The 21,796-nt window shown below is 48.7% G+C and carries 20 protein-coding genes and 2 pseudogenes; 10 read left to right on the plus strand and 12 right to left on the minus strand.

Annotation, left to right across the window (positions count from 1 at the left end; translation table 11 throughout):
* Positions 1–152 precede the first annotated feature (152 nt).
* From J3482_RS06515 to J3482_RS06545, 8 genes and pseudogenes are all read right to left on the minus strand, one after another.
* Entirely contained in the window at positions 153–551 is a 399-nt protein-coding gene (locus tag J3482_RS06515) for an AbiTii domain-containing protein (RefSeq protein WP_206922212.1), read from the minus strand.
* Positions 552–576: 25 nt separating this feature from the next.
* The gene (locus J3482_RS06520) at positions 577–1,683 is read right to left on the minus strand and encodes an AlbA family DNA-binding domain-containing protein (RefSeq protein ID WP_206922213.1); all 1,107 of its coding nucleotides are present in this window, start codon (positions 1,681–1,683) and stop codon (positions 577–579) included.
* 143 nt (positions 1,684–1,826) lie between these two features.
* Complete coding sequence (locus J3482_RS06525; protein ID WP_236017967.1) at positions 1,827–3,266, minus strand: hypothetical protein; 1,440 nt, start codon at positions 3,264–3,266, stop codon at positions 1,827–1,829.
* Positions 3,267–3,464: 198 nt separating this feature from the next.
* Positions 3,465–3,887, minus strand: a pseudogene (locus tag J3482_RS21785) (TniQ family protein); the annotation flags it as partial.
* A gap of 74 nt (positions 3,888–3,961) precedes the next feature.
* A complete protein-coding gene (locus J3482_RS06530) occupies positions 3,962–5,773 on the minus strand; it encodes a TniQ family protein (RefSeq protein ID WP_206915752.1) in 1,812 nt (603 codons plus the stop codon).
* A 104-nt stretch (positions 5,774–5,877) separates the two neighbouring features.
* Positions 5,878–8,334 carry a S8 family peptidase gene (locus J3482_RS06535; RefSeq protein WP_206922214.1) on the minus strand — a complete coding sequence of 819 codons (2,457 nt, stop codon included), beginning with the start codon at positions 8,332–8,334 and terminating at the stop codon, positions 5,878–5,880.
* The gene (locus J3482_RS06540; RefSeq protein ID WP_206915756.1) at positions 8,331–9,356 is read right to left on the minus strand and encodes an AAA family ATPase; all 1,026 of its coding nucleotides are present in this window, start codon (positions 9,354–9,356) and stop codon (positions 8,331–8,333) included. Before J3482_RS06540 ends, J3482_RS06535 begins: the two co-directional genes overlap by 4 nt.
* Before the next feature lie 436 nt (positions 9,357–9,792).
* A complete protein-coding gene (locus tag J3482_RS06545; protein ID WP_206915759.1) occupies positions 9,793–9,930 on the minus strand; it encodes a hypothetical protein in 138 nt (45 codons plus the stop codon).
* A gap of 1,055 nt (positions 9,931–10,985) precedes the next feature.
* On the opposite strand from J3482_RS06545, the gene J3482_RS06550 reads away from it, so the two are divergent.
* Both J3482_RS06550 and J3482_RS06555 read left to right on the plus strand, forming a co-directional pair.
* Positions 10,986–11,864, plus strand: coding sequence for a permease (locus tag J3482_RS06550; protein WP_206915761.1), 879 nt, complete (start codon positions 10,986–10,988; stop codon positions 11,862–11,864).
* Positions 11,865–12,123: 259 nt separating this feature from the next.
* On the plus strand, positions 12,124–12,459 hold the full coding sequence (locus J3482_RS06555) for an ArsR/SmtB family transcription factor (RefSeq protein WP_236017976.1): 336 nt from the start codon (positions 12,124–12,126) through the stop codon (positions 12,457–12,459).
* 5 nt (positions 12,460–12,464) lie between these two features.
* On the opposite strand, the gene J3482_RS06560 is transcribed toward J3482_RS06555, so the two are convergent.
* On the minus strand, positions 12,465–12,959 hold the full coding sequence (locus J3482_RS06560) for an arsinothricin resistance N-acetyltransferase ArsN1 family A (protein ID WP_206915766.1): 495 nt from the start codon (positions 12,957–12,959) through the stop codon (positions 12,465–12,467).
* 132 nt (positions 12,960–13,091) lie between these two features.
* Here J3482_RS06560 and J3482_RS06565 point away from each other — a divergent pair, with 132 nt between their 5' ends.
* From J3482_RS06565 to J3482_RS06585, 5 genes are read left to right on the plus strand one after another with little or no spacing between them, the layout of a single operon-like run.
* The gene (locus J3482_RS06565; RefSeq protein ID WP_206915768.1) at positions 13,092–13,424 is read left to right on the plus strand and encodes an ArsR/SmtB family transcription factor; all 333 of its coding nucleotides are present in this window, start codon (positions 13,092–13,094) and stop codon (positions 13,422–13,424) included.
* 8 nt (positions 13,425–13,432) lie between these two features.
* Complete coding sequence (gene arsB / locus J3482_RS06570) at positions 13,433–14,476, plus strand: ACR3 family arsenite efflux transporter (RefSeq protein WP_328702191.1); 1,044 nt, start codon at positions 13,433–13,435, stop codon at positions 14,474–14,476.
* A 16-nt stretch (positions 14,477–14,492) separates the two neighbouring features.
* Positions 14,493–14,921 carry an arsenate reductase (thioredoxin) gene (gene arsC, locus J3482_RS06575; protein ID WP_206915770.1) on the plus strand — a complete coding sequence of 143 codons (429 nt, stop codon included), beginning with the start codon at positions 14,493–14,495 and terminating at the stop codon, positions 14,919–14,921.
* Entirely contained in the window at positions 14,918–15,391 is a 474-nt protein-coding gene (locus J3482_RS06580) for an ArsI/CadI family heavy metal resistance metalloenzyme (protein WP_206915772.1), read from the plus strand. The genes arsC and J3482_RS06580 overlap by 4 nt, the downstream gene beginning before the upstream one ends.
* Positions 15,392–15,410: 19 nt before the next feature.
* Complete coding sequence (locus J3482_RS06585; RefSeq protein WP_206915774.1) at positions 15,411–15,689, plus strand: adhesin; 279 nt, start codon at positions 15,411–15,413, stop codon at positions 15,687–15,689.
* Here J3482_RS06585 and J3482_RS06590 read toward each other — a convergent pair.
* Together J3482_RS06590 and merA are read right to left on the minus strand one after the other, a co-directional pair.
* Positions 15,686–16,435, minus strand: coding sequence for an ankyrin repeat domain-containing protein (locus J3482_RS06590; protein WP_206915776.1), 750 nt, complete (start codon positions 16,433–16,435; stop codon positions 15,686–15,688). The two genes, J3482_RS06585 and J3482_RS06590, sit on opposite strands and share 4 nt — an antisense overlap.
* Before the next feature lie 66 nt (positions 16,436–16,501).
* Positions 16,502–18,146, minus strand: a pseudogene (gene merA, locus J3482_RS06595) (mercury(II) reductase).
* A 311-nt stretch (positions 18,147–18,457) separates the two neighbouring features.
* Between merA and J3482_RS06600 the strand changes: the two are divergent.
* From J3482_RS06600 to J3482_RS06610, 3 genes are read left to right on the plus strand one after another with little or no spacing between them, the layout of a single operon-like run.
* Positions 18,458–18,793 (plus strand): ArsR/SmtB family transcription factor, encoded by a 336-nt coding sequence (locus J3482_RS06600; RefSeq protein WP_206915778.1) that lies wholly within the window; start codon positions 18,458–18,460, stop codon positions 18,791–18,793.
* A 4-nt stretch (positions 18,794–18,797) separates the two neighbouring features.
* A complete protein-coding gene (locus J3482_RS06605) occupies positions 18,798–19,757 on the plus strand; it encodes a cation diffusion facilitator family transporter (RefSeq protein ID WP_236017968.1) in 960 nt (319 codons plus the stop codon).
* 20 nt (positions 19,758–19,777) lie between these two features.
* Positions 19,778–20,425 (plus strand): cation diffusion facilitator family transporter, encoded by a 648-nt coding sequence (locus tag J3482_RS06610; protein ID WP_206915780.1) that lies wholly within the window; start codon positions 19,778–19,780, stop codon positions 20,423–20,425.
* Positions 20,426–20,834: 409 nt separating this feature from the next.
* Here the strand turns inward: J3482_RS06610 and trxB are convergent, their stop codons facing one another.
* On the minus strand, positions 20,835–21,794 hold the full coding sequence (gene trxB, locus J3482_RS06615; RefSeq protein WP_206915781.1) for a thioredoxin-disulfide reductase: 960 nt from the start codon (positions 21,792–21,794) through the stop codon (positions 20,835–20,837).
* Between the last annotated feature and the right edge of the window lie 2 nt (positions 21,795–21,796).

Raw genomic sequence — 21,796 nt, forward strand, 5'->3', positions numbered from 1 at the left:
TTTTCTTCCAATTGAAAAAGTGGAGTTCATAGCCTGGCTTGGGGAGGGGGGAATTGTGTCCATTGCTCTAGTTCCGTACCATGATTTCGCCGTGTTCGCCAACAAATCCACCAAATACTTGAAAACATGCCCCGGTCAATGATCTCAATCACCTAATCGTCGAAATCCGGGTTAATAAAAGCAAAACGCCGGTGGTCGGGCACAGACAAATACGAAGATCGCCCTGCAATAAGCGACTCCAACTCAGCCGCAGACGTGGGCAGAGCATACTCCAAAATGAAATGCAGTTCGGGCTGATTGACAGTGACTGTCCGCCCAAATCGATCCACGTAATAGCCGACAACGTTCCTATAAGATGGAATCTTGTCACCCTCGAGTAATGCTGGATTGTCCTTATGATACCCGTTTGATTCAAGCTTTGCCCATCGTTCGCATTCGGAATCATTAACTTCCTTCGCAAGGAGAATCAGAACCTGTAAGAGTTTGCTGAGAGGATCAGATGACACATTTTTTTGTATGGCCTGAATCAGTTCGACTGCTGTTTCGCTCATAGTATCACCACCAATTTTGTCACGCTTATTTCAAAGATAGCCCCCAGGAACCGTCTTCCTTATAGTGCGGGCTGCCGTCCCGTCCCGCTGCTTGCCATAACATATCGAACGTCATACGGAACAATGCAGGTAAATCCATATCAGGTGTTTCAACAATTACGGGTGGGAACATGATTTCGTTCTCCTCTATGAGTCCGCTTGCTGGAAGCGCTCTTTGGTTAAAGGCATTAACCACATGTTGCCCAGTGATATGACCTTTTGCCCCAACGATGGAAAGAAACATTGCGAAAGGTGGCTCCACTCCGAGTCTCTCACAATATCCTAGATATTCCTTAGCCGACCGCACTACAAAAAACTCAACTCCCATGCCATCGAGTGCGATTTGACCACGTTTATACTCCGTTTCGTAAAAAAGCGTGGCTGTGCAAAATTCAGTAGCACCATTTCGGTAAAACTGGACGTACGATTCTCCCGGAGAACCAGGCCAAATCAAATAACCATCAAGGTTGAATGTTTGATTGCATCCAGAGTATTGGTATGGCTTAAATTTATGGGCAAGTTCCGTCGTGTACTCCCGAAGGTTGATGAGCGGTCTATTCGTACCGAGAGGGACAATGTGAAGAAAGGTGGCTCGCTCTTTCTGTCGTAGGTATGCAATTTTCCCAGCCATCATGTCCATAATCCGGCTACGGCGAAAATTGTCCGCTTCCTTTTCCCAACCTACCGACTGCAACATAGCTTGACGAATTTGATGTGTATCCATTGGAAACTTGCTGATACTGTTTCGTGCGTAGAATTTACTGTCTTTCCTGACCATGTGTGGTGCAAAAAGGCTTCTTGGCACACCAATGGCGAGTACGGTTCTCCCCGAAACATCAATAGGGTGAGCAATCACGTTCGGTAATCTCGGATCCACATTGTCACGCAGCATATTTTCAATCTTTTGCTGAATGAAGTCGGCTTTTCCTTTCTCAATGCCGACGATCTGTGCCGGAATTCCCGTATTCTTGCCGTCCTCTTTTCGCTCCTCAATCCCGTATAAAATCACACCCCCGTCTGTGTTAGCGAAGGACGTGATATCTGCCATGAACTCTTTACTGTCGTCCCCGATCTCCATCTTATAGTCGAGCACTCGTGACTCCATGACCTCATTCGAAACCAACTTTTGTATGTCTTCGGCAATAATCTCGGAGACATGCTTTCCACCCAATCTCATTCCAATCCCCCCACTTAACTAACCTTAGCACCTCTAAACGAATGAATGAACCGGGTGCATCAAGCTTGCCTTCCAAACTCTTTGATAAATTCTATGACTTCCGGGAAAGTGCGAAGCAGCGTAATATAATTCACATCAAGTCGTTCCACTACCTTTGTCACAAGCACTCTTCCATGTTCCATTCGTACGTCCTCAACAATTGTTTTGATCAGTTCTTTGTAGTCGTCGACGACGAGAACTCGTACTCGTTCACGATGTTTTCGAAGCTCAGTCTGAATCCATTGGAAAAGTGTTGGGCTGCTGTGCCGAAGAGTATTCATGGACATTTGCATACTCTGCTCAATCAATTTTAGGGTGACGACACTACGTTGCATCTCACCGACTGCGAGTAAGCGGTTTATCTGATGGCGAACTGACATGGTTTCCGATGCGGCAGCCAGCTCGGCTTGGTACTTTCCTGCTTCCGATATCGATTTGGCCAATCCATGACGCCGAAGTGTTTGAACGCCACAACCTAATCGTGCCGCCACAGTTTTTTGAGTGATGGGATCGCCATCTTTCATCATCCTGTAGAGCTCTTGCTCCACCATTTTTGCGAACACATCTTGTGTACCTGTTATTGTCTTTACCTCATGTCTCATACCTGGTTCTTTGCTTGGACTTCTTTGGTGATTCCGCAGCATAGCCTGCACCTCGGCGTGGGCTAAGAAATAGTAGAAGCATCTTTGACTCCAGCCAAACGTTTTTGAAGCTCTTCGCTGCATTTTTAACTCATCTGTATCCTCGTTCACGAGTTTTTCGAAACATGCCACAATATCGGTCGGTGTGACGATCTCATCAAACATTTTGTGACTTTTGAGACTTCCAATTTTGTGATAGGCAAAGTATGCCTGGGCTCTCAAAATGGTCCGCTTATCCGTACCCAACAGTCTGCCGATTTCAGCATTCGTTCTTCCTTCTTGCAACAACGGAAATATCTTTTCCCACATAAAAAGGATGTCTTTCGTTCTTGCACACCATTCACTCGTAGCACGTTTACGACCGTATTGCATGGAACAACTGGTACAAGCCGCACACAAGTGCCACCCAGCCTTCTTAGGTGTCAAAACCATAGCATCATTTTTTCGATAGCTCTCGCACCACGGTGCAAGGCAGGGGCCGAAATTGGGAGGCCCATAGTTTGCTGGGCTCGATGTTGGTGGTCTCTTTGGTGTTCGTTTGGCTGTCTCTAAGCCGGTGGGGTCATCTAAAATGGCCTGAAGGGATTGTGGAATAAGTTCAATCTCCGACACAAACTGAATCGGTATACCATATTCACGAGTCGCTTGTAAAAGCTGATGAATAGAGCATCGATGGGAATCAGGTTTCTCGAGAAGGAAGTTTACGAATCCAGACCATTTCCACCCCTTGAATACCACTTCCGGCATTTGTTGATGCAGAGCCAGCAGTAAAATGTGAAACGACTTTTCGTAGGAGTAGTCGCCAATTTTTCGAACCAAAGGTTCGTCCTCACATAGAATGTATGTCCAGTCATGCCAACACTGGAGTTGTTCATCCAAGACCTTATCGTCGTTGACAGGCTCTCCTAATCCCGATAGCGGAGCTCCGCAAAACGAACATTTCCGCTCTGGCAGCAACTCTCCAGTGTAAGGTTGTTCCCGCCCACAAGAGGTACATGTACAGTCTAATTTCACACGATGAATGGGGCACACTGCGATAGCCTTTATTTGCCACATCAACATATATGCCGGTCGTTCCTTTAGGCAATTCCGACAGAAATACCGCTTCTGCTTTTCTATGGCACGTGACATCATGTTGATGGCCTTAGATACATCATCTGCCTCATCGTAGAACTTCACACGCAATGGGGTAAGACACATTTGATGCACCTCGTCTGTCGTCAGACCGCACAGAACGGCCAGGCGCTCCACATCAACATACTGTTCCGGAAACACATCAATGCGAAAGGAATCCTTTCCAAATGACAAAGATAAACCATCTCTGGACAAAAAACGCAGAACATTAGACGGATGAACTACATTGGCTGAACAAATTCGCATGAAGTAACTGGTCAGGGATTCGCCTTGTACACGTCGAGGTCGAATGGAAAAAGGTCTCATAACTGCACCTCTTGTCGAATCGTGAAGAACATACGTATTCGATTAAAAACCCTAAAATTCCTTCCTAAACTTTCCTACACCGGACCAAGTTCTTGCTCCGACACCCCTTGATTGTGCCTTCTTAGGCGCTCCATAACGTACGCCGTAATCTCCGGCGCACTCCGCCAAAGCACCGTCCGCAGAACCCCCAGGTGCTTGTAGAGTTCACTCGCAGCAACTTTTTCGGTAGGTCTCTGCGCCAAATATTCGTCTGTTTTTTCGTAGAGCTCGTGCTGCATTCTAGCCGACCGAATATTCTTCTGCCTTTCCTTCATTTCTGCGATATAGTGGTTGCATCCCCAGTTTCTGATGGTCTCTGGACATACGCCAACAATCTCACATACCGCTGAAATCGTCACATCCTGATCCCTCTGTAGTAAAGATTCCAAAGCCTCACGTACCTCTTCTCGGTTTGCGGCGGCATCAATTCGCTTTGATGGACGGGGACGCTTCAATTCTATAAGTGCCCGCATAACATCCGGGTGAAAGCGATAGAGAAGAAACTGCTGGTAGCTGTCCCAACACTCCCATGTCTGAATAGCCTTGAGTGGAACTCCTGTTCTGACCGAACGCAGTACGTTTTGGAGCAGCGAAGGATCGACGTTTGCGTGGCCACCATCCTGTGATCGCATAACTTGTCGGATAGAAAAGTAAGCCAAACACCGACGAATCTTGTCCTCAGTCATGCCTATCTGCCTGGCCATTTCCTTGATGCCTGCCGTCGGAATACCATCTTGGATAAACGCACGATATCCTTCGATGAAATACGTCCGTTCTTTCAAATTGCCGTGGTCGTCGACGGCATACTCGCAACAACATTCTGTACAAGCCACATAGTAAAACAAAACCTCTCCGGACTTTCGCCGCTTCAGAGTCGTTCCGGTCTTCACTAACGTTCCGGGAAGATGATACCCACTACACCATGGAGCCAAGCACGCCAGTTGCTCACTTTTCCGGACCTTATCCTGTTTGAGAGATTCAATAAAGGATTGCGGGATCGAAACATTTAGAAATTCGGCCATGCTGATGCCTTTGCCATAAAGCGTTTGGAGAAGGAAAGATAAATGCAGTGTTCGTTTTTGCGACAATGAGTCTCTCGCATGTTGCAGAAGTGTGGGGAGTGTAGAAGAATCGGCTAGCGCAGCTTCAACGTTTTCACGAGAAAATGTTTCGCTGCATCCGCCTAGAACATACAGTAATCGACTCGCAACATCAGGTGCCTCCAATCGCACATCCCTCGATGCCAGTAACGTCTTAAATGCGTCATAAAGCCATTCTTGCTGGTCCCAGTCGAGAGCCTCTCCCCTTCCTGTTTGAGAGTCCGAATGTGTTCGCCCACAATATGGGCACACGTTGAAGTGCTCAACATCTCGAAGTCGAATTGGATTGTGACAATTGGGACACTCATTCAGTAAACGAGAACGATGAGCCAGACAACCAGCGATGGCCTCGAGCCTCCACAACAAACGATAATATGGGATCTTTTCCGATAAACACTGTGGACAAAAGCGGTAATCGTCGCTCAGCATTCCCGACAGGAAACGGGATCTCTGCACTTCCTCACTTACCCCAAATATCTTGAGCAGATTATAAAGAGATGTTGAATGCAATTCATCGACGGAACGTCGTGACAATTGTGAGAGCCTCGGTAGATCCACGATGCTCTCCGGGTAAAAGTCCAGCAGTCCCCAATCCGCCCGTTGGACGTATCTGTTTTCCCAAGTCCGAAGTGAATTTAGAAGACTCAAAATTGGGATCCCATTACGGCTTGATAGACGAAGAAGAAAACTCCAAAATGACTCTCCAGGAAATGGTTTTGTCCGGACGGAAAATGATTCAATCTTCATCGCAGACTCCTCCTACATCTGCGATCAGTCATCGCCGTCTGAGAGACAGAGTATACCAATAAAAATCGGGTCACCCGAATATCAGGCGACCCAATCACAATTGTTTACACCAGAACTGGAACAGGCACGTCGATCTGATTGTAGATGTCCAACGTCACATCCTCTGAAATTACAGATACAATCAGAGAAAATGGGATATCTTGAACTGGGTATCTCGTTTTATTTCCGTCCCACCAGCCCATCACAGGGTACACCGCTAATTTCCGTCTTACAGCCAGGTCCGCCGCAATTCCAGCCCATCGATCAGACTGCACTGTGCCCCGACTTCGTGCCTGAATTCCAATTTCCCAATCATTTGCACCTGCGAAATTATTCTCTCCTGCCTCTCGCTCCGCTAAATTCACCCGTTTTATAAACATGCTCTCGGACTCGTGTGGTCCCTGTAGGTCCCATTTGAGGCCAGCACCTTGGTATGCTTTCAAAGTATGTTTCGGACTCGGGTCGCAGAAATACGAGAGTGTCACTCTCAACTCTACCTTGGTCTCACCAAGGGAACGCAACAGTTCGTCAGGCCATGGCAGATCGAATACAAGGATTTCTCGGTCATGCTCAATCCATTTCCATTGTCCTTTTCGCCGTGTTGGAACTCTCTCCATATGCCTTGCACGTAGCATTCCCTCTGCAATCAAGGTTACTGCTGACGTAGCACTTTTGCAGGCGAATTGTACGTCTGGCACACCGTACCCACAAGAACGAAGTAGGTCACGTTTGTTGGGGAATTGTTGTCGTAAAGCATTCGTCCAGCTAGCGGAATGGATAAGCAGTCCCCGAATAGTTTCGGGCCGAAGGTCAGGATTTGCCTCCCATATTTGGGCCATCATTCTACAAGCTGTCGCCGTTGCAGGACTTGTCCCTCCTACTGTTGTCAAGGCATCTCCTAACAAAAATCGCTCACTTGTCGTTACTATCGATAACCCTTCGAGGGTCGGTTCGGCAAATTCACCGGTCCAGCCAACATTCCCTCCCTCACAAACGATATCAGGCTTTATTGCATCGTTCTTTGGAATATGTACGGTACTGTGTGGTGATAGCTGACCAGCTCCAGCAATGGGCGCAATTTCATATCCCGGAACCGGATTTGATACCTCAGTGAGGTCTGTGATGGCACCAACCGTTATGACGTTACGAGCCTGTGCCGGGTCATGTAATTGCGACGAAAGGTTTCGGCTTGGATATCCGGAAATATCAAAAGTTGTAACATTTCCAGCGGCCACCGCAATGAGTCGAGGCTTTTCACCCTGGTTAAAACACAACTGGTCCATGGTTGCCGACCACGATGATGGCAATCCTCGTGTAAGGGGCGTACCGCTAATTGCGGTGTAATAAATCCTCCGCTTGTCGGAATCCATAGATTCAGCAAGGTACACCGCATCGCTAAGAGTCTTTCCCCAGAGACGCCGTTCATCGTCCGTGGAATCTAATGGTATCCTCACAGATTCCAGGTGTGCTGGGAGCTGATAGTTTTCCGCCGACAGAAAATGTGCCGACATATCATCGTACAGAGCGACACCAGCCATCCGAGTACCATGACCCAAATAGTCACCGGTTGAAACACTGCTGGGATCAATGGTATGAAGACCATTCGTTAAAACCGCAGGCTCTAGCAGAGGGTGTGTATGATTCAACCCTGTATCAAGAAGCGTAATCGTAGGGGCTGTGCCTCTTGGAGGAATGACCCTTTTCGCTGCATTGTCAAAATCTTTGCGTGTACTATGCTCCAAAACGTGAACGTCTCGAATGGCTTGTGACGGCGGGCGTAACTCAGCAACGGAATCCAAGTATGAGACTGCATTCGACAAATTAGCGTATGACGCATGAAGTATGAATACCTGGCGGTCGGCAAACTCGATTCGCTGCTCAATATCGACTTCGATTCCCTCCCGTTTTGCAAACGCAGCAAATTGCAGCCGCATCCGCTGGGCGAGCTGAGGGTCCTCTATCCCCCCGTACAACCAGACTTCCCACCAGTTGAGGGTATCCTCTTGGGCCGGTAAGAGCTCAAGAGGGCCTGTCCATAGTTCTTTAACTAACGATTCCCGGATAGAATCGATGCTGCTTATCAGGGTATTGTACCTGGGTTTTCCGGATCTTTTGTCAATTTCTGTTTCGTATTTATCCACCTTATCGGCAAGAGATTTGACCGTCCCTTTTCCAAGACGAAGAACAGCAAATGGTTCATTCCTCTCCGTCTCACCGACAATCATGACCTCAACGTTTTGCTTTTGATCACGCAGCCGTTCTCCCGTCAAGTCAAAGTCTGCCGCTCCTTTGACTGTGATGAGTACCCCGTCAACGTCCTCCAACCCTGCCTTTTGCCTTTCTTGCCGCAAACCTTCTATAGACTGTTCTAACTTTTGCAGTTGACTCCTGAGATTCTCAGCATGTTCCTTCCGCTTCCGTTCCGGAATATTGAGATTTTGCGGCGCCCCCTGCCCCTTATACCGGGTCGGTCTCGGTATCGGCATCCGTATGTGCGTAAGATCAAAATCACGTTGGCTCATCCTTTATCACCCGACTCTTTCTTAGGAGAAAACACCCGTCTGTGAACAGACAGACGTTCATGGATGGCTTGAGTGAGCAAGTCCTCTGTGACCAAGGTTTGCCCGTTCATCAACATGGCCTTGAGGGCATCCGCCGAGGCACGTTCCATATCAGCGAAGCTTAGACCTTCGGCTTCTTTGGCCACTCGTTCCCAAGATATATCCGTATCAGAATTTACAACGAAGTGAAGGCGCCGTTTCAGAAACTCCGCCAAAAGGCCGACAGCAGGTCGAGGAAATTCAACCACATCGTCGAAACGGCGGAATAGGGCATTGTCGAGCATCTGCTCATAATTGGTGGCAGCAACGATGATACTGTCAGAGTCGTCGTTTTCGATCAGTTGAAGAAACGTGCTAAGAACTCGTCGAACCTCACCAATGTCTCTGGTGTCACCCCTGAACGTCCCAATCGAATCAAACTCGTCGAAAAGGTATACGCCAATTGTCTTCTTCATAGCATCGAAAATTGCACTCAAATGGGCAGAAGTCTCCCCCAAATATCGTGACAACAAGCCCTCCAAACGTACCACAAACAGGGGTCTCCCCAGTTCGCCAGCAAGCATTTTTGCTGTGCTTGTCTTGCCACACCCCGGAGGGCCTACCAGCAAGAATTTGCGCCTCGGTTGAAGGCCATAGGACGAAAAGAGCTGACGATTTTGCTGTTCCTTGAGGATCCTCTTGAGTAATAAGTGAGTTTGTTGCTCAAACACCATATCCCGAAATTTGACTTCCGGATAGCTCGCTTGCAGGAGTGTCCCAAGTTCACCATTTGGACGAGTGATGGGAATAACAGGCTTTGGTGTTCCAACATGTTGTCCCTGTTGTGCATGCACCTTATCGATAAGAGAGCGGATCTCAGTGGCAACCTTCGAATGACCCGCTGAAGCCTCTTGGGCAGCAATTTGCAGCGCTACTTTCTTAAAAGATTCCGAGTCCCCATCGACTTGTGCCCGAACGAGAGCAAGCAGCATGGTTGTTTTCATCGTTGTCACCTCCTCATCGAGGAATCGTTCTCACAGAGAATATCGAATACTATATGCCGATCAGTAGCGAACTGTATAAACAATTCGACCAGAAGCGCTCTTTACCTTCCATAGCTTTCCTCAACATGACAGCACTCAACCATGAAATGCTCTTTGCGCATTGAGGGTCAATACCGATAGTATATTGAAACTTGCACTGTAGGTCACACTTTACCAAGTTCTGTACGTCAGTTCTTCCGTGTTCATGCCCGGAAATCGCCAAGAAGGCATACAAATGACGAAAAAGGACATGGACGCTTACTGCCTATCGACCTGTAGACTATCGTGCATTCTTGGGATCCCCATTGTGAGGGTTGAGGTATCTGGTGAGTGCTCAATAAAACTCGCTCAGCGTCCTGATTACTCAAGCTTCCGCTAGGGTGTTTTATGTATAAGATTACCTTGGGGTGCCCGACTCCATGTCCGTAACATCCAGTGGAGGAAATTCAATAATCCGTTCCACCTGGAATTCCAGAATTGCGTCTTCACGGTTCAAGAGTAGCGTCAACTCGTCCATGTCCTTCGTTATTCGCAACTTGTACACCCCATCGTACAGAATGCAAAGAACACCGATATCACACACTCTGCTGACCGATCTGGTCGGTGACAAGGCGATTTCTCGAAACAACTCCACAGTTTTTGAAAGCAGGGGATAAAGTTGCCCGTCGAATTCATACATCATAGGATGGTTAGCTTCGAAGTCATGGGCCATTTCTGGACTATTCACGTATTCGATTGGATATAAGATATGGAACTGATTGTCCTGTATACGACGTACTGAATCTCCAAATTCTTGCTGGCACATAAGACCACACCGACAAAAGACTTTGTTTTCAAGCATCCCGAGCCATGAAAAAGCAATCGCTGTCCTATCGATAGAGCTCCGAAACATGGGCAATCGGTACAAACGTCTCTATGTACACTTCTAAACACACTTTGAATGTCATCTGGACTATGAATGTCCTTGGCCCCAAGACTAATTTCAAATGCACGAATCATATCGTGTAAGCCCGCACCAGCGCACCACCCCATTCCAGGCACATTTGTGAGTTTCTCGTTTCCGTCTGTCCAACCATATTCTGAATTCGCACCCAATGTGATACGGGTGTCGGTGGCAATGACAGCAATCCACTCGGATACATAGCTGATCACAACGCTCATATTGTTGGCGTATAGCTCCCTTCGTGCTGGATCGGAACCTGTATACTAACTTCTCCGTGACTGCCGGTTCAACAGGAGTCAACGAAAATTCAATGAGATTGAGGCCAGTGGGGAGGACCGGATCTTGATCCCCGAAGGTAAAATTTCATCGAGTTTCGTTTGTCATCAAGACAAAATTCGGTGGTCCAGTTCAGGTCTTGGGTCACCACCCATTTTTACAAAATCAAACAACTTGTAGATGCGGATTCCGTATATTCTCCCGTTATTCCTTCCATGCCTTACTTACCCTTCAAAAGTGAAGCGCACCGATCATTGTCGCCACCCGAATTTCAATCTCCCCACTTGACTATATCGATAAACATCGATATAGTCATTTACATCGAAAAACATCGATATAAACGGACGGTGGCTAGAATGTTGGATTTCCTGATGAGATTCGGTAACACCGCTTGGGTTCTATTCAAGGATCTCTGGTATTGGGCTATTGTCGGCACAGTTTTGGCTCAAGTCGTAACTCGTTTTATACCGTTCGACAAGATGCAGACCACTGCAAACGGCGGAAACATCCGTTCTGTGGGAATTGCTACCGTAGCCGGAGCGGGCCTTCCACTTTGCGCATGTGGTGTTATTCCGTTTCTGGTCTCATTCTTACGAGTGGGTGCGCCGCTCGCAGTCATCATGGCGTTTACCGCAGCATCTCCGTTGATGGACCCAGCGGACTTTGCGGTCACGGCCGGCATGCTCGGCCTAAACTGGGCAATCGTGAAGACGGTTGCTGCGCTTGCCATGGGAGCCTTCGTAGGACTGACAATCCTTTATCAGAACCGTCGAGGAGTGTGGTTAAACCAGGTCAAAGTGCGTGTGGCAGACAGCGCTTCAGCGGAGACAGTGGTCACAACGACGGCGGAACCTTCATGGATCGTGGCGTCTGTGAAGTTCCTAAAGGACCTTTGGTTCAGTGGGAAGTTCCTGCTGCTTGCGATTGTTCTCGGCGCATTACTCAATACGTTGGTTCCAGCCTCAGTGGTGACCAAGGTTCTCGGTGGCCACCACTGGTACAGCATCCCCCTTGGTAGTTTAGTGGGAATTGCTACCTACGGTATCAGCGATGCACCCATCATCAAGGTGTTGCTTGGACTAGGTATGTCAAAAGGTGCAGGCATGTCATTCCTCATTGCCGGCCATGCCACGAGCATCGGTTTACTTACCACACTACATACGTTAGTGCGGCGACCACTGTTCGTCTTCTATCTGGTTGCCACGCTTCTTGTAAGCTTGATTTTCGGAATCGTCTTCCAGGTGCTCTGATGCGAGAATGCCTATTGAAAGGAGGTGATAAGCATGACCCTGTTGCGCCGGTTTGCGAAAGGCGGAAGCTGTTGCGGAAGTGGCTCTTTGGTTCCAGTTGACGATACAGCCACTGGAACTGAGCATGTAGAGGCCAAGGCCTCTGACAAATGCTGCAACGATCCGACCACCTGCTGCTGAGATTTTCGACGGGGAGAGGGCCCTTATGGCCCTCTCCATGTTCATCAGGTATAGTGAAGAAGGGTGATTTACTGTGGATATGGTGAAGGTATTCAAAGCACTTGGGCACGAATTTCGATTTCAAGTGGTCATGGCGCTTCTTGAAGGAAACATTCATTCCTGCTGCGGCGAAATTCGCTCTTACGAACAAGGATGCTGTGTAACAGACCTAACCGACAAATTCGACATGTCTCAGTCAACGATTTCGCACCACCTGGGAATTCTGGTCGATGCGGGCCTCGTGAAAATGGAGAAACGTGGCCTATGGAGCGTGTACCTCATCTCTACTGAAACTGTAAAAGAACTGTACGAAGCCATTGGTGACTGGTTCTCGTCCTGTTATCGCACGCCCCAGTCCCAAGACTCATCTCTTTAAGGCGGTCACAACAGCTTCTCCATGGCCATGACATCAACAAAATTGCCGTCCAGCTTCCCTTGATTGTGAAAAACTCCAACCTCTAGAAAGCCCCTCTTGCTGTACAAACCCTGGCCGTTTGCGTTGAAGGGGAACGTGAAAAGCACAATCTTATGGAACCCATTCTCTTTTGCGGAAGTTTCAATATGATTTAGCAGGGCAGAACCTACACCTTTTCCACGCAAATCTCGCCGTACATACACAGACAAATCAGCAACCCCGGCATTCGCACAGCGATGGGAATAGGGATTCAATGACGCCCAGCCCACTACCTGATTGCCCACTTCAGCAACTAGCACTAGATACCTGTCCCCTCGTCCCGAATACCAACTGTGCATGTAGTCGGAGTCTTTGATGTCTTCCTCCAAAGTGGCGATTCGGTCCTCGATACCCTGATTGTAGATCTGTAATATACTCTCCACGTCGAACATTACTGCTCTTCGCACAGAGATAGTAGTCATCACATGCGCCTCCCCACGGAATTACTTGTCATTTTCATGTTGCCGTAGCTAGGCATCGTGGTCAAGAGAAGGCGCTTGACTCTATCTAGAAATAACAATATGGTTATATTGTTGAGGCTAGGGGGTGAATCGATGGAATTTGAACAACTTGCTGACGTTCTCAAAGCTTTGGGAGACACCACAAGGCTGAAGATAGTGGCTCTGCTGAATATCCGTGATTGCTGTGTTTGCGAACTGGTTCCGCTGTTCGGTATTTCGCAGCCTGCGGTCTCGAAACACGTAAGTCGACTAAAAAGCGTAGGTTTAGTCAAAGAAACACGCAAGGGGATGTGGGTCTTCTATTCCCTGAACAAAGAGAAGCTAAAGGAGATTGGTTTCGCCCTTACGCAGTTACCCGACCTAACAAATGAATTGAAGCAATTGGAGAAAAAAGGACTACTCGTGAAATGCCAATCAAGGAGTTGAAAATTTAAGTGGGCAAAAGACTGTCGTTTCTTGACCGATATCTCACCGTCTGGATCTTCGCAGCGATGGCGGTGGGTATTGGTGTGGGATATTTGTTCCCGGATTTTGTGAGTGGCTTGAATCAGCTTCAAGTCGGCGCCACGTCCGTTCCAATTGCGATTGGCTTAATCCTTATGATGTACCCGCCACTCGCAAAGGTACGTTATGAGGAAATCGGTCAGGTGTTCCGAAACGGAAAAATTCTTGGCTTGTCGCTCCTCCAGAACTGGGTGATTGGACCTGTACTCATGTTTGTTTTAGCAATTGTCTTTCTGCGTGGCTACCCGGAATACATGGTCGGACTCATCATGATTGGACTCGCTCGTTGCATTGCCATGGTCATTGTTTGGAATGACCTTTCTAAAGGGAACGCCGAGTATGCGGCGGGACTCGTGGCGTTCAACTCCATCTTCCAGGTACTGTTTTACTCGGTGTACGCTTACATTTTCGTTACCATCGTCCCGCAGTGGCTTGGTTTTCACAGCATGGTCATCCACATCACCATCGCAGAAGTGGCGAAGAGTGTCTTCATCTATCTCGGCATTCCGTTCCTTGCGGGCATGATTACACGGTATGTCTTTGTCAAAACCAAGGGACGTACCTGGTACGAGAAGAACTTTGTCCCGAAAATCAGTCCAATTACGCTGATTGCGCTGCTTTTCACGACCATTGTCATGTTCTCCTTGAAAGGGAATTTGATTGTACGTTTGCCGATGGATGTCGTTCGGATCGCCATTCCGCTGTTAATTTACTTCGTCATCATGTTCCTTGTGTCGTTCTTTATGGGAAAACGTGCAGGTGCGGATTATTCGGTGACTTGCACCCTGTCCTTTACAGCAGCGAGCAACAACTTTGAACTTGCGATTGCCGTTGCCGTAGGAGTGTTTGGCATAAACTCAGGTGCCGCTTTTGCCGCAGTCATTGGTCCACTCGTAGAAGTGCCTGTGATGATCGCACTCGTCAACGTGGCGCTGAAGTTCCAACAGAAATATTTCCAAACAAAAACAGCGTAAACGGAGGGAAATGATCATGTCGAAAAAACCACTCATCTACTTCCTTTGCACAGGGAACTCGTGCCGAAGCCAAATGGCGGAAGGCTGGGCAAGACACCTCGGAGGAGACAGAATTGAAGTTTACAGTGCGGGTATCGAGACCCATGGGCTCAATCCTCGAGCAGTGGCAGCGATGAAAGAGGCTGGCGTTGATATCTCCCACCACACGTCCGATTTGATTGACCCTGATATTCTGAACAGAGCCGATTACGTCATTACGCTGTGCGGGGACGCCAACGACAAATGTCCTGTGACGCCACCGCAGGTCAATCGCTTGCATTGGGGCTTTGAAGACCCGGCCAAGGCGAGGGGTTCGGAAGAAGAAGTAACAGCGAAGTTTCACGAAGTACGAGACGCTATCAAGAACCGTATTGCGAAGTTTTTGGAGGAGGAAGTAAACCAATGACCATCAAACGTATGCACGTTGCGGTGAATTGTACCGATTTGGAAGCCTCCCTGAAGTTTTACCGTGCCTTCTTCGGAGCGGAACCGACAAAGGTCAAAGAGAACTACGCCAAATTTGAACTCGATGAGCCAGCCCTTCACTTCTCCTTAAATGTTCGTCCATTCGAGAAAGACGGGGTACTCAATCATTTAGGTTTCCAGGTGAACAACACGGAAGAAGTGTTGGCCATGGGCGAACGCTTGCGTCGAAACAATCTGGTGTTGATCGATGAAATGAACACCACCTGTTGTTACGCCGTCCAAGACAAAGTGTGGGTGTATGACCCAGACGGAAACGCATGGGAAATCTTCTACACAAAGGAGGACAGCGAGTTTGAGTCAGCAGACGATGCACGCCATAACCTTTCTCTTTGCTGTGCGCCGCCTGCACAACCGAGCTTTATCGAAATTGAGATTCCTTCGAAAAAATAATCTGTAGGAGGGTTGTTTGGTGGAAATTACAAATGCAGGAAAAGCGTTTGTTGATAAATTGCTGAAGGAACATCAGTCAGAAAACATTCGTGTGATATTTGCCGGTGCAGGCTGTTGTGGGCCGAAACTTGGTTTGTCTCTCGATGAACCTCACGAGGACGATATCGTTGAAATCATCAATGACATTAAAGTTGCCATCGAAAACCGTGTGGTTCCCCATACGCAAGGCGTTACCCTCGATTTTCAAAGTACAGAAGCGGGTTCGGGACTCGTTCTGTTAGGGCAAAGCAATTGCTAAATTTTCATGTAAAGCGTCTCGAGCTTTGATTTCTGAGACGCTTTTTTTGTGGTACTTGGGATAAACAACAACCTACCCGTTAGTGCTATGTCGAGCGGCGTCTGGTCCGAGTAATCGGGGACCCCGTTGATGTCGGCGCCTTTGTTGAGAAGGTATTCAGCCACCCGGCGTTGACCTCCGTGGCACGCTTGCCAGAAAGCGGCGGTAATTTCATCAGCCGTGGGTGACGGATTGGAAGCGATAAGTTCCTCTACACGAGACAACATCCCAAGAGCAGATGCGTGCCAAAGCCTCTCAACACGGGCGCCCCGCTGTACTAGTAGTCGAGCGACGTTCCAACATCCATAACCTACTGCATTGTCCAAGGGAGTGCCACCGCCGATTGAGCCTCCCCGCACTTCAATGTCGGCTCCCCCATCGATCAACGCAGCGGCAACATCCACATCGTCACTGCTGGCCACCCAATGCAATGGGGTCTCCGAAAAGGTTCCCCCAGTAGCTGGGGCATTTGGATCTGCTCCGGCGTCAATCAGCATCTTTACAATTACGGGGCCGTTCGGGAAGTATCCGGGCCAATCTGTAACCACGTGCAAAGTAGTACGAGAACCCCCTTTGTTGTCTACGGCTCTTTTTGAGGCCAATTCAGGAAATTCTTCTAGGAGACGACGCAACGAATCCACGTCACCCGTTTGGACGGCCCGTACGAACGACAAGGCTACTGGATCGTTATATTTGATAGACTCCATGACTTCCGCTCCTTAGTCATCATTTGCGATGCATCTTTCAAAGTACCATGGATTTCACGCAAGAATTCAACCCGCACAACACGAAAGCTTTGAAACGCCCTTGTCGAATGTCAGTGCCGCCAATTTTAGCCCTTCCGCCATGGTTAGGTACGGCGCAAGCGTCGACCGCAGATCCTCGATAGTCAATCCGAATTTCACCGCCAATACAGCAGAGTAGATTACATCCCCTGCATTCTCAGAAACCACATGCGCACCGATAATCTTTCTGCTTTTCGCATCTGCCACCAACTTGAACACACCCGTGGTTTCCCGATTGACCAATGCTCGTGGTACGGCATCAAGCGGAACCACGGAAGTCAGGACCTCATACCCACTGGACTGCGCCTGCTCCTCCGTAACTCCGACCGTCGCAATGGCTGGGTTCGTGAATGTCACACCAGGAACTACCGTCAAATCGACCTTTTCTTCACTGCCTGCTAGTGCATTCTTTGCCACAATCGCCCCCTCATAAGCCGCCACATATACGAATTGCGGTCCCATCGTCACGTCGCCTGCGGCATAGATCCGAGGATTCGTCGTCCTCAGATATTCGTCAACCACCACTTCGCCTCGGTCTCCGACTTTAACATTTGCGGCCTCCAGGTTCAGTGCTTCAGTGTTTGGGCTGCGTCCCGTGGCAACGAGAAGCTGTTCAGCCTCAATAACCTGTTCCTGTCCATTCACCGTAATATGGACTCGCTTGATGGCACCGTCCTGTTCGACTCGATTGAACGTGGCACCTGTAATGAATTCAATCCCATGTTCGGTTAAAGCCTGCGTGACGGCTTCTGAAATCTCGGGATCATAGTGTTTGAGCACCCGCTCACTGCGCTGCATGAGTGTCACTTCAGCGCCAAGGTTATTAAAGAGTTGTCCCAACTCCATTGCTATGTATCCGGAACCGATGACAGCCAGGCGTTTGGGCACTTCCTCAAGCTCAAGAGCCGTGGTGCTGGTCAAATACTCCACATCTTTGATGCCCGGAATATTTGGAACCGACGGCGATGCCCCTGTTGAAATGAGAAAGTTGCGTGCGGTGATCTGACGCTCATTCACTTCAACGATGTCTTCCTTCACAAATCGGGCCTGTCCACGGATGAGTTCAAAACCGTAGGCATCGATGAGGTCAACATATTTGTTGGCGCATATCTCCCACAAGCTCGTTCTTCTGGGCGACCAGCAACTTCAAATCCACCGGACCAGAGGATGTGTTCAGCCCGAAAAACGGATTATTTCCTGCCAGGTGGTTGAGGTCCCCGGCACGGAGAAGTGTTTTCGAAGGCACGCAACCAATATTGACGCAAGTTCCACCGATGGTGCCTCGTTCGATCATGCCTACCTTCGCACCGTAGGAAACAGCTTGGATTGCTGCCGAGAATGCTGAGCCGCCAGACCCAATGATGAGCAGGTCGTACTCATAGTTGCCCGCCGTGAGAGGTTCGTAATTCCCTTCCGATCGAATCAAAATCTCTGGGTCTCCAGGCTCATAACCGATCTCAGCAACGGCTCGCTTTGCTGATTCAATGCCCGACTGTTCATCCACCTCAAATGTGGCCTCGCCACGACGAAAGCTTGCGGAAATATTTTCAGCCCCCACGCTATTCAGCGCTTTGCGGATGTGTTTTTCGCAGTCGGTGCAGGTCATTCCGTGAATTCTGAGTTGCACACGCATAGGGTATTCCTCCTCTTACATTCTGTTTAAGAACTAATGTGCTCGGTGTTGTCAGCAACAATGCTCTTAGCCAGTTCCAATCCGTTTGTACTCGTTCGTCCGATATCCGACTAGGACAACATACTCACCTGCCTATCTCCAAGTCACGTAGCCACTCCATACTCACACTATTTCAAGCAGGCAGGTAGATTCGACACTTGAACTTACGAAGCGGTCGGCGTAATCACCAAGGTCAAACCATACTGTTTGAATCTCCCCGTCATATGGTATCATATTGTCATATTGCTATACAGAGATTCGAGGTGCCGTATATGGTTATGTCAGATGATGCATTGGCGCTGCGGGCTAAGTTTTTCCGTGGTCTAGCTGATGCTTCTCGGTTGGCGTTGTTGTTGGCGTTGCGTGAAGGGGAAAAAACCGTCAGTACATTGGTCGACGAAACTGGGCTCACACAAAGCAACGTGTCCGGACACCTGGCGTGCCTGAAAGACTGTGGTTTGGTGGTAAGTCGTCAAGAGTGGCGGCATGTTTACTATCGAATAGCTGACGATAATATTGAACGGCTTCTGAGTGTTGCAGACGATATACTGACGGAGAATGCACAGCGTATAGCTGATTGCGTTAATTATCGCACTGTTAAGGAGTAGAACAATGAACGAACACAGTCACAACCACAACCACAACCACAACCACAATCATGGTGCTGTGTTTCACTCCCATGCACCAGCAGGAAGGATGCGACTGGCGTTTTTCCTGACTCTAATCATTCTGATTGTTGAATTGTTGGGCGGTTGGCTTTCGCACAGTTTGGCATTGTTGTCTGACGCAGGACATGTGTTGACTGACATAGGTGCGATTGGACTTTCATGGTACGCCATGAAGCAATCGGAGAAGCCCGCAAGTGAAGGCATGACCTTTGGGTATTATCGTGCGGGTATTTTAGCGGCTTTCATAAACGGGATTACTCTGATTTTGATAACCCTTTGGATTCTATGGGAGGCGTTCAGTCGCTTTCAGCATCCCGAACATGTCACACCAACCTGGATGTTTGTCAGTGCAGGCGTCGGACTTGCTATGAATCTGTACCTTGGTTTAGGGATGCGTCATGAAGAAAACATCAACGTCAAAAGTGCTGTATTGCATATGCTTGGGGACGCTGCCGCTTCGGCTGGAGTTATTGTGGGCGGGGTTATCATCACATTTACCCATTGGTATGTCATTGACCCGATTCTAAGCGTGCTCATCGCTTTACTCATCGCCTTAGGTGCTTGGAAAATTGTGAAACAAACAGTCAGTGTTTTGATGGAAGGCACTCCTGTGGGAATCGAGATTTCAAAAGTTGTTGATGCCATCACGTCGGTGAGTGGGATTCAACATGTGCATGACCTGCACGTTTGGACGATTACGAGCGGACGAAACGCACTCTCTTGCCATGTTGTGGTCGATGGGAAATTGACCGTCGAAGAAACACAACATCTCTTGCGTGACGTAGAACACGAGCTAGTGCATTTAGGGATTGGTCATGTGACTATTCAAACCGAAGACCCAACTCATCTGCATGACCCATCATTGCTCTGTAACAACGATGGAATCCATGACCACAAGCACTGAAAACATAAGGAGGATTCGCTATGTCGTCACAAGCTGTCGCAGTCAGAAAAGGCGTTAATATCGAATTGGTGTCCATTGTATGGATGGTCATCGAAGCGGCTGTAGCTATCGGTTCAGGTGTAATTGCTCATTCTCTGTCGTTGGTTGCGTTTGGTGCAGATAGCATCATCGAACTGGTTGCAGGGGCGGTCTTATTATGGAGACTTACCATCGAGGCGAACGGGGCGAGCCTCGAACGAGTGAAACGGGCAGAGGAAATCTCGTCCTGGGTCGTCGGAATTGCTTTGCTCTTATTGGCGGTCTACATCGTCGTCGCTTCCGTTGATAAGCTCTGGACACACCAAGGTGCAGAATCGACCTACCTGGGGATTGGACTGGCGATTGCTTCAGGAGTCATCATGTCCTATTTGTCACGAGCAAAGAAACGGATCGGTTCTGAAATCGGCAGCAAGGCTCTGCGGGCAGATGGATCATGCAGTATCGTCTGTGCCTATATGGCTTGGACGGTTCTTGCAGGCGTAATTTTGACCGCTTTTCTCGGTTGGTGGTGGATCGATTCAATCGCAGCGTTGGCGCTGGTGTACTTCGTGGTTAAGGAAGGCTGGGAAGCCGTACAAGAAGCACGAGGAAAAGAAGATGCATGCGGCTGTGGCTGCTGCCACGATTAACCTAGTGATATCTCCTTAAAAAGATTGCTTTCCTCAATCACTAAACCGTTTCGTTTTCTATGTCCTTATCCTCTTCCGTGTGTAGTGGCCTCCTCCCTACACTTTTTCTAAAGTGACTTGGTAGAGTCGCCTTGCGAGGGAGGATGCATTCTTCAAATTCATACACCTACTTCGTACAGGTCTCCGCTCTCAGCGGAAACCTGGCCCGTAATCGGCATCCCCCTTGTCCCGTACGATGTAGATGTTATAACCGCCAGGACGGAGAACTTGCCGAACGAACAGTTCGTTTCCCACATCCTGGTCTTCTGTTGCCTGGATCCATCGAATACTGAGTTACACCGGACTTTCGATACATCTCGGCATGATTTCTGGATCCTTCAATGTTGCGAATACACTTCTTGTAGAAATTTCAAGTTGTCGTCTGAAGCAACCAATCATGAAACATGCTGCCCTCAAGAAACTTCTCGACATCCATGGCCGCTTTACAGCCGCTCCCGGCAGCCGTAATGGCCTGTCGATAGTGAGAGTCCACCACATCTCCACAAGCGAACACACCTTCGACGCTTGTAGCGGTGGATTGATCCTTGGTAACGATGTATCCCCGATCATCAATCTCAACTTGATTCCCAAGAAAGCCGGTATTCGGTGTATGTCCAATGGCGACAAAAATTCCATCTGTGGAGACGGTTCTCTCTTCACCCGATTGATTATCCTTCACGACAAGGCCATTTACCTTTGACGCATCCGAAACCACTCGAACAGGTGTCACGTTTAAGATCCATTTGATTTTTGGGTTTTGTCGTGCCCGTTCTTGCATGACCTTGGATGCACGAAGCTCATTGCGGCGATGTACAATCGTGACCTCGGAAGCAAATTTCGTCAAAAAGGTCGCTTCCTCCATGGCCGAATCGCCACCGCCTATAACGAGGATGGATTTACCCCGAAAGAAAAAACCGTCACAGGTGGCACAAGTGGATACTCCACGACCCACCATTTCTTTTTCTCCAGGGGTGCCCAGCATCTTTGCAGAAGCGCCTGTTGATATAATGATCGACTCGGTGAGATACTCTTTCGAATCGTCCATTACCACTCGAAAGGGGCGCTGATTCAAATCCACAGAGGTCACCGAACCACTCACAAACGTTGCGCCGAAACGTTCAGCTTGTTTTCGCATGTTGTCCATCAGCTCGGGCCCCATGATTCCATCCGGAAAGCCGGGAAAGTTTTCGACTTCCGTTGTCGTGGTTAGCTGGCCTCCGGGCTGATTCCCTTCAATGACAACTGGATTCAGATTGGCTCTGCTTGTATAAATGGCAGCCGTGTAACCGGCTGGTCCAGTCCCTATAATGATTACTTTCTGTGCCGTCACTA

Origin of the sequence: Alicyclobacillus suci (assembly GCF_017329615.1) — a bacterium.
In the GTDB taxonomy this organism is placed as follows: domain Bacteria; phylum Bacillota; class Bacilli; order Alicyclobacillales; family Alicyclobacillaceae; genus Alicyclobacillus; species Alicyclobacillus suci.

Excerpts from the sequence above, each read along its gene's own strand:
- J3482_RS06515 (WP_206922212.1), bottom strand. The coding sequence starts at position 551 with ATGAGCGAAACAGCAGTCGAACTGATTCAGGCCATACAAAAAAATGTG.
- J3482_RS06530 (WP_206915752.1), bottom strand. The coding sequence starts at position 5,773 with ATGAAGATTGAATCATTTTCCGTCCGGACAAAACCATTTCCTGGAGAG.
- J3482_RS06535 (WP_206922214.1), bottom strand. The coding sequence starts at position 8,334 with ATGAGCCAACGTGATTTTGATCTTACGCACATACGGATGCCGATACCG.
- J3482_RS06540 (WP_206915756.1), bottom strand. The coding sequence starts at position 9,356 with ATGAAAACAACCATGCTGCTTGCTCTCGTTCGGGCACAAGTCGATGGG.
- J3482_RS06550 (WP_206915761.1), top strand. The coding sequence starts at position 10,986 with ATGAGATTCGGTAACACCGCTTGGGTTCTATTCAAGGATCTCTGGTAT.
- J3482_RS06555 (WP_236017976.1), top strand. The coding sequence starts at position 12,124 with ATGGTGAAGGTATTCAAAGCACTTGGGCACGAATTTCGATTTCAAGTG.
- J3482_RS06560 (WP_206915766.1), bottom strand. The coding sequence starts at position 12,959 with ATGACTACTATCTCTGTGCGAAGAGCAGTAATGTTCGACGTGGAGAGT.
- J3482_RS06565 (WP_206915768.1), top strand. The coding sequence starts at position 13,092 with ATGGAATTTGAACAACTTGCTGACGTTCTCAAAGCTTTGGGAGACACC.
- arsC (WP_206915770.1), top strand. The coding sequence starts at position 14,493 with ATGTCGAAAAAACCACTCATCTACTTCCTTTGCACAGGGAACTCGTGC.
- J3482_RS06580 (WP_206915772.1), top strand. The coding sequence starts at position 14,918 with ATGACCATCAAACGTATGCACGTTGCGGTGAATTGTACCGATTTGGAA.
- J3482_RS06590 (WP_206915776.1), bottom strand. The coding sequence starts at position 16,435 with ATGGAGTCTATCAAATATAACGATCCAGTAGCCTTGTCGTTCGTACGG.
- J3482_RS06600 (WP_206915778.1), top strand. The coding sequence starts at position 18,458 with ATGGTTATGTCAGATGATGCATTGGCGCTGCGGGCTAAGTTTTTCCGT.
- J3482_RS06605 (WP_236017968.1), top strand. The coding sequence starts at position 18,798 with ATGAACGAACACAGTCACAACCACAACCACAACCACAACCACAATCAT.
- J3482_RS06610 (WP_206915780.1), top strand. The coding sequence starts at position 19,778 with ATGTCGTCACAAGCTGTCGCAGTCAGAAAAGGCGTTAATATCGAATTG.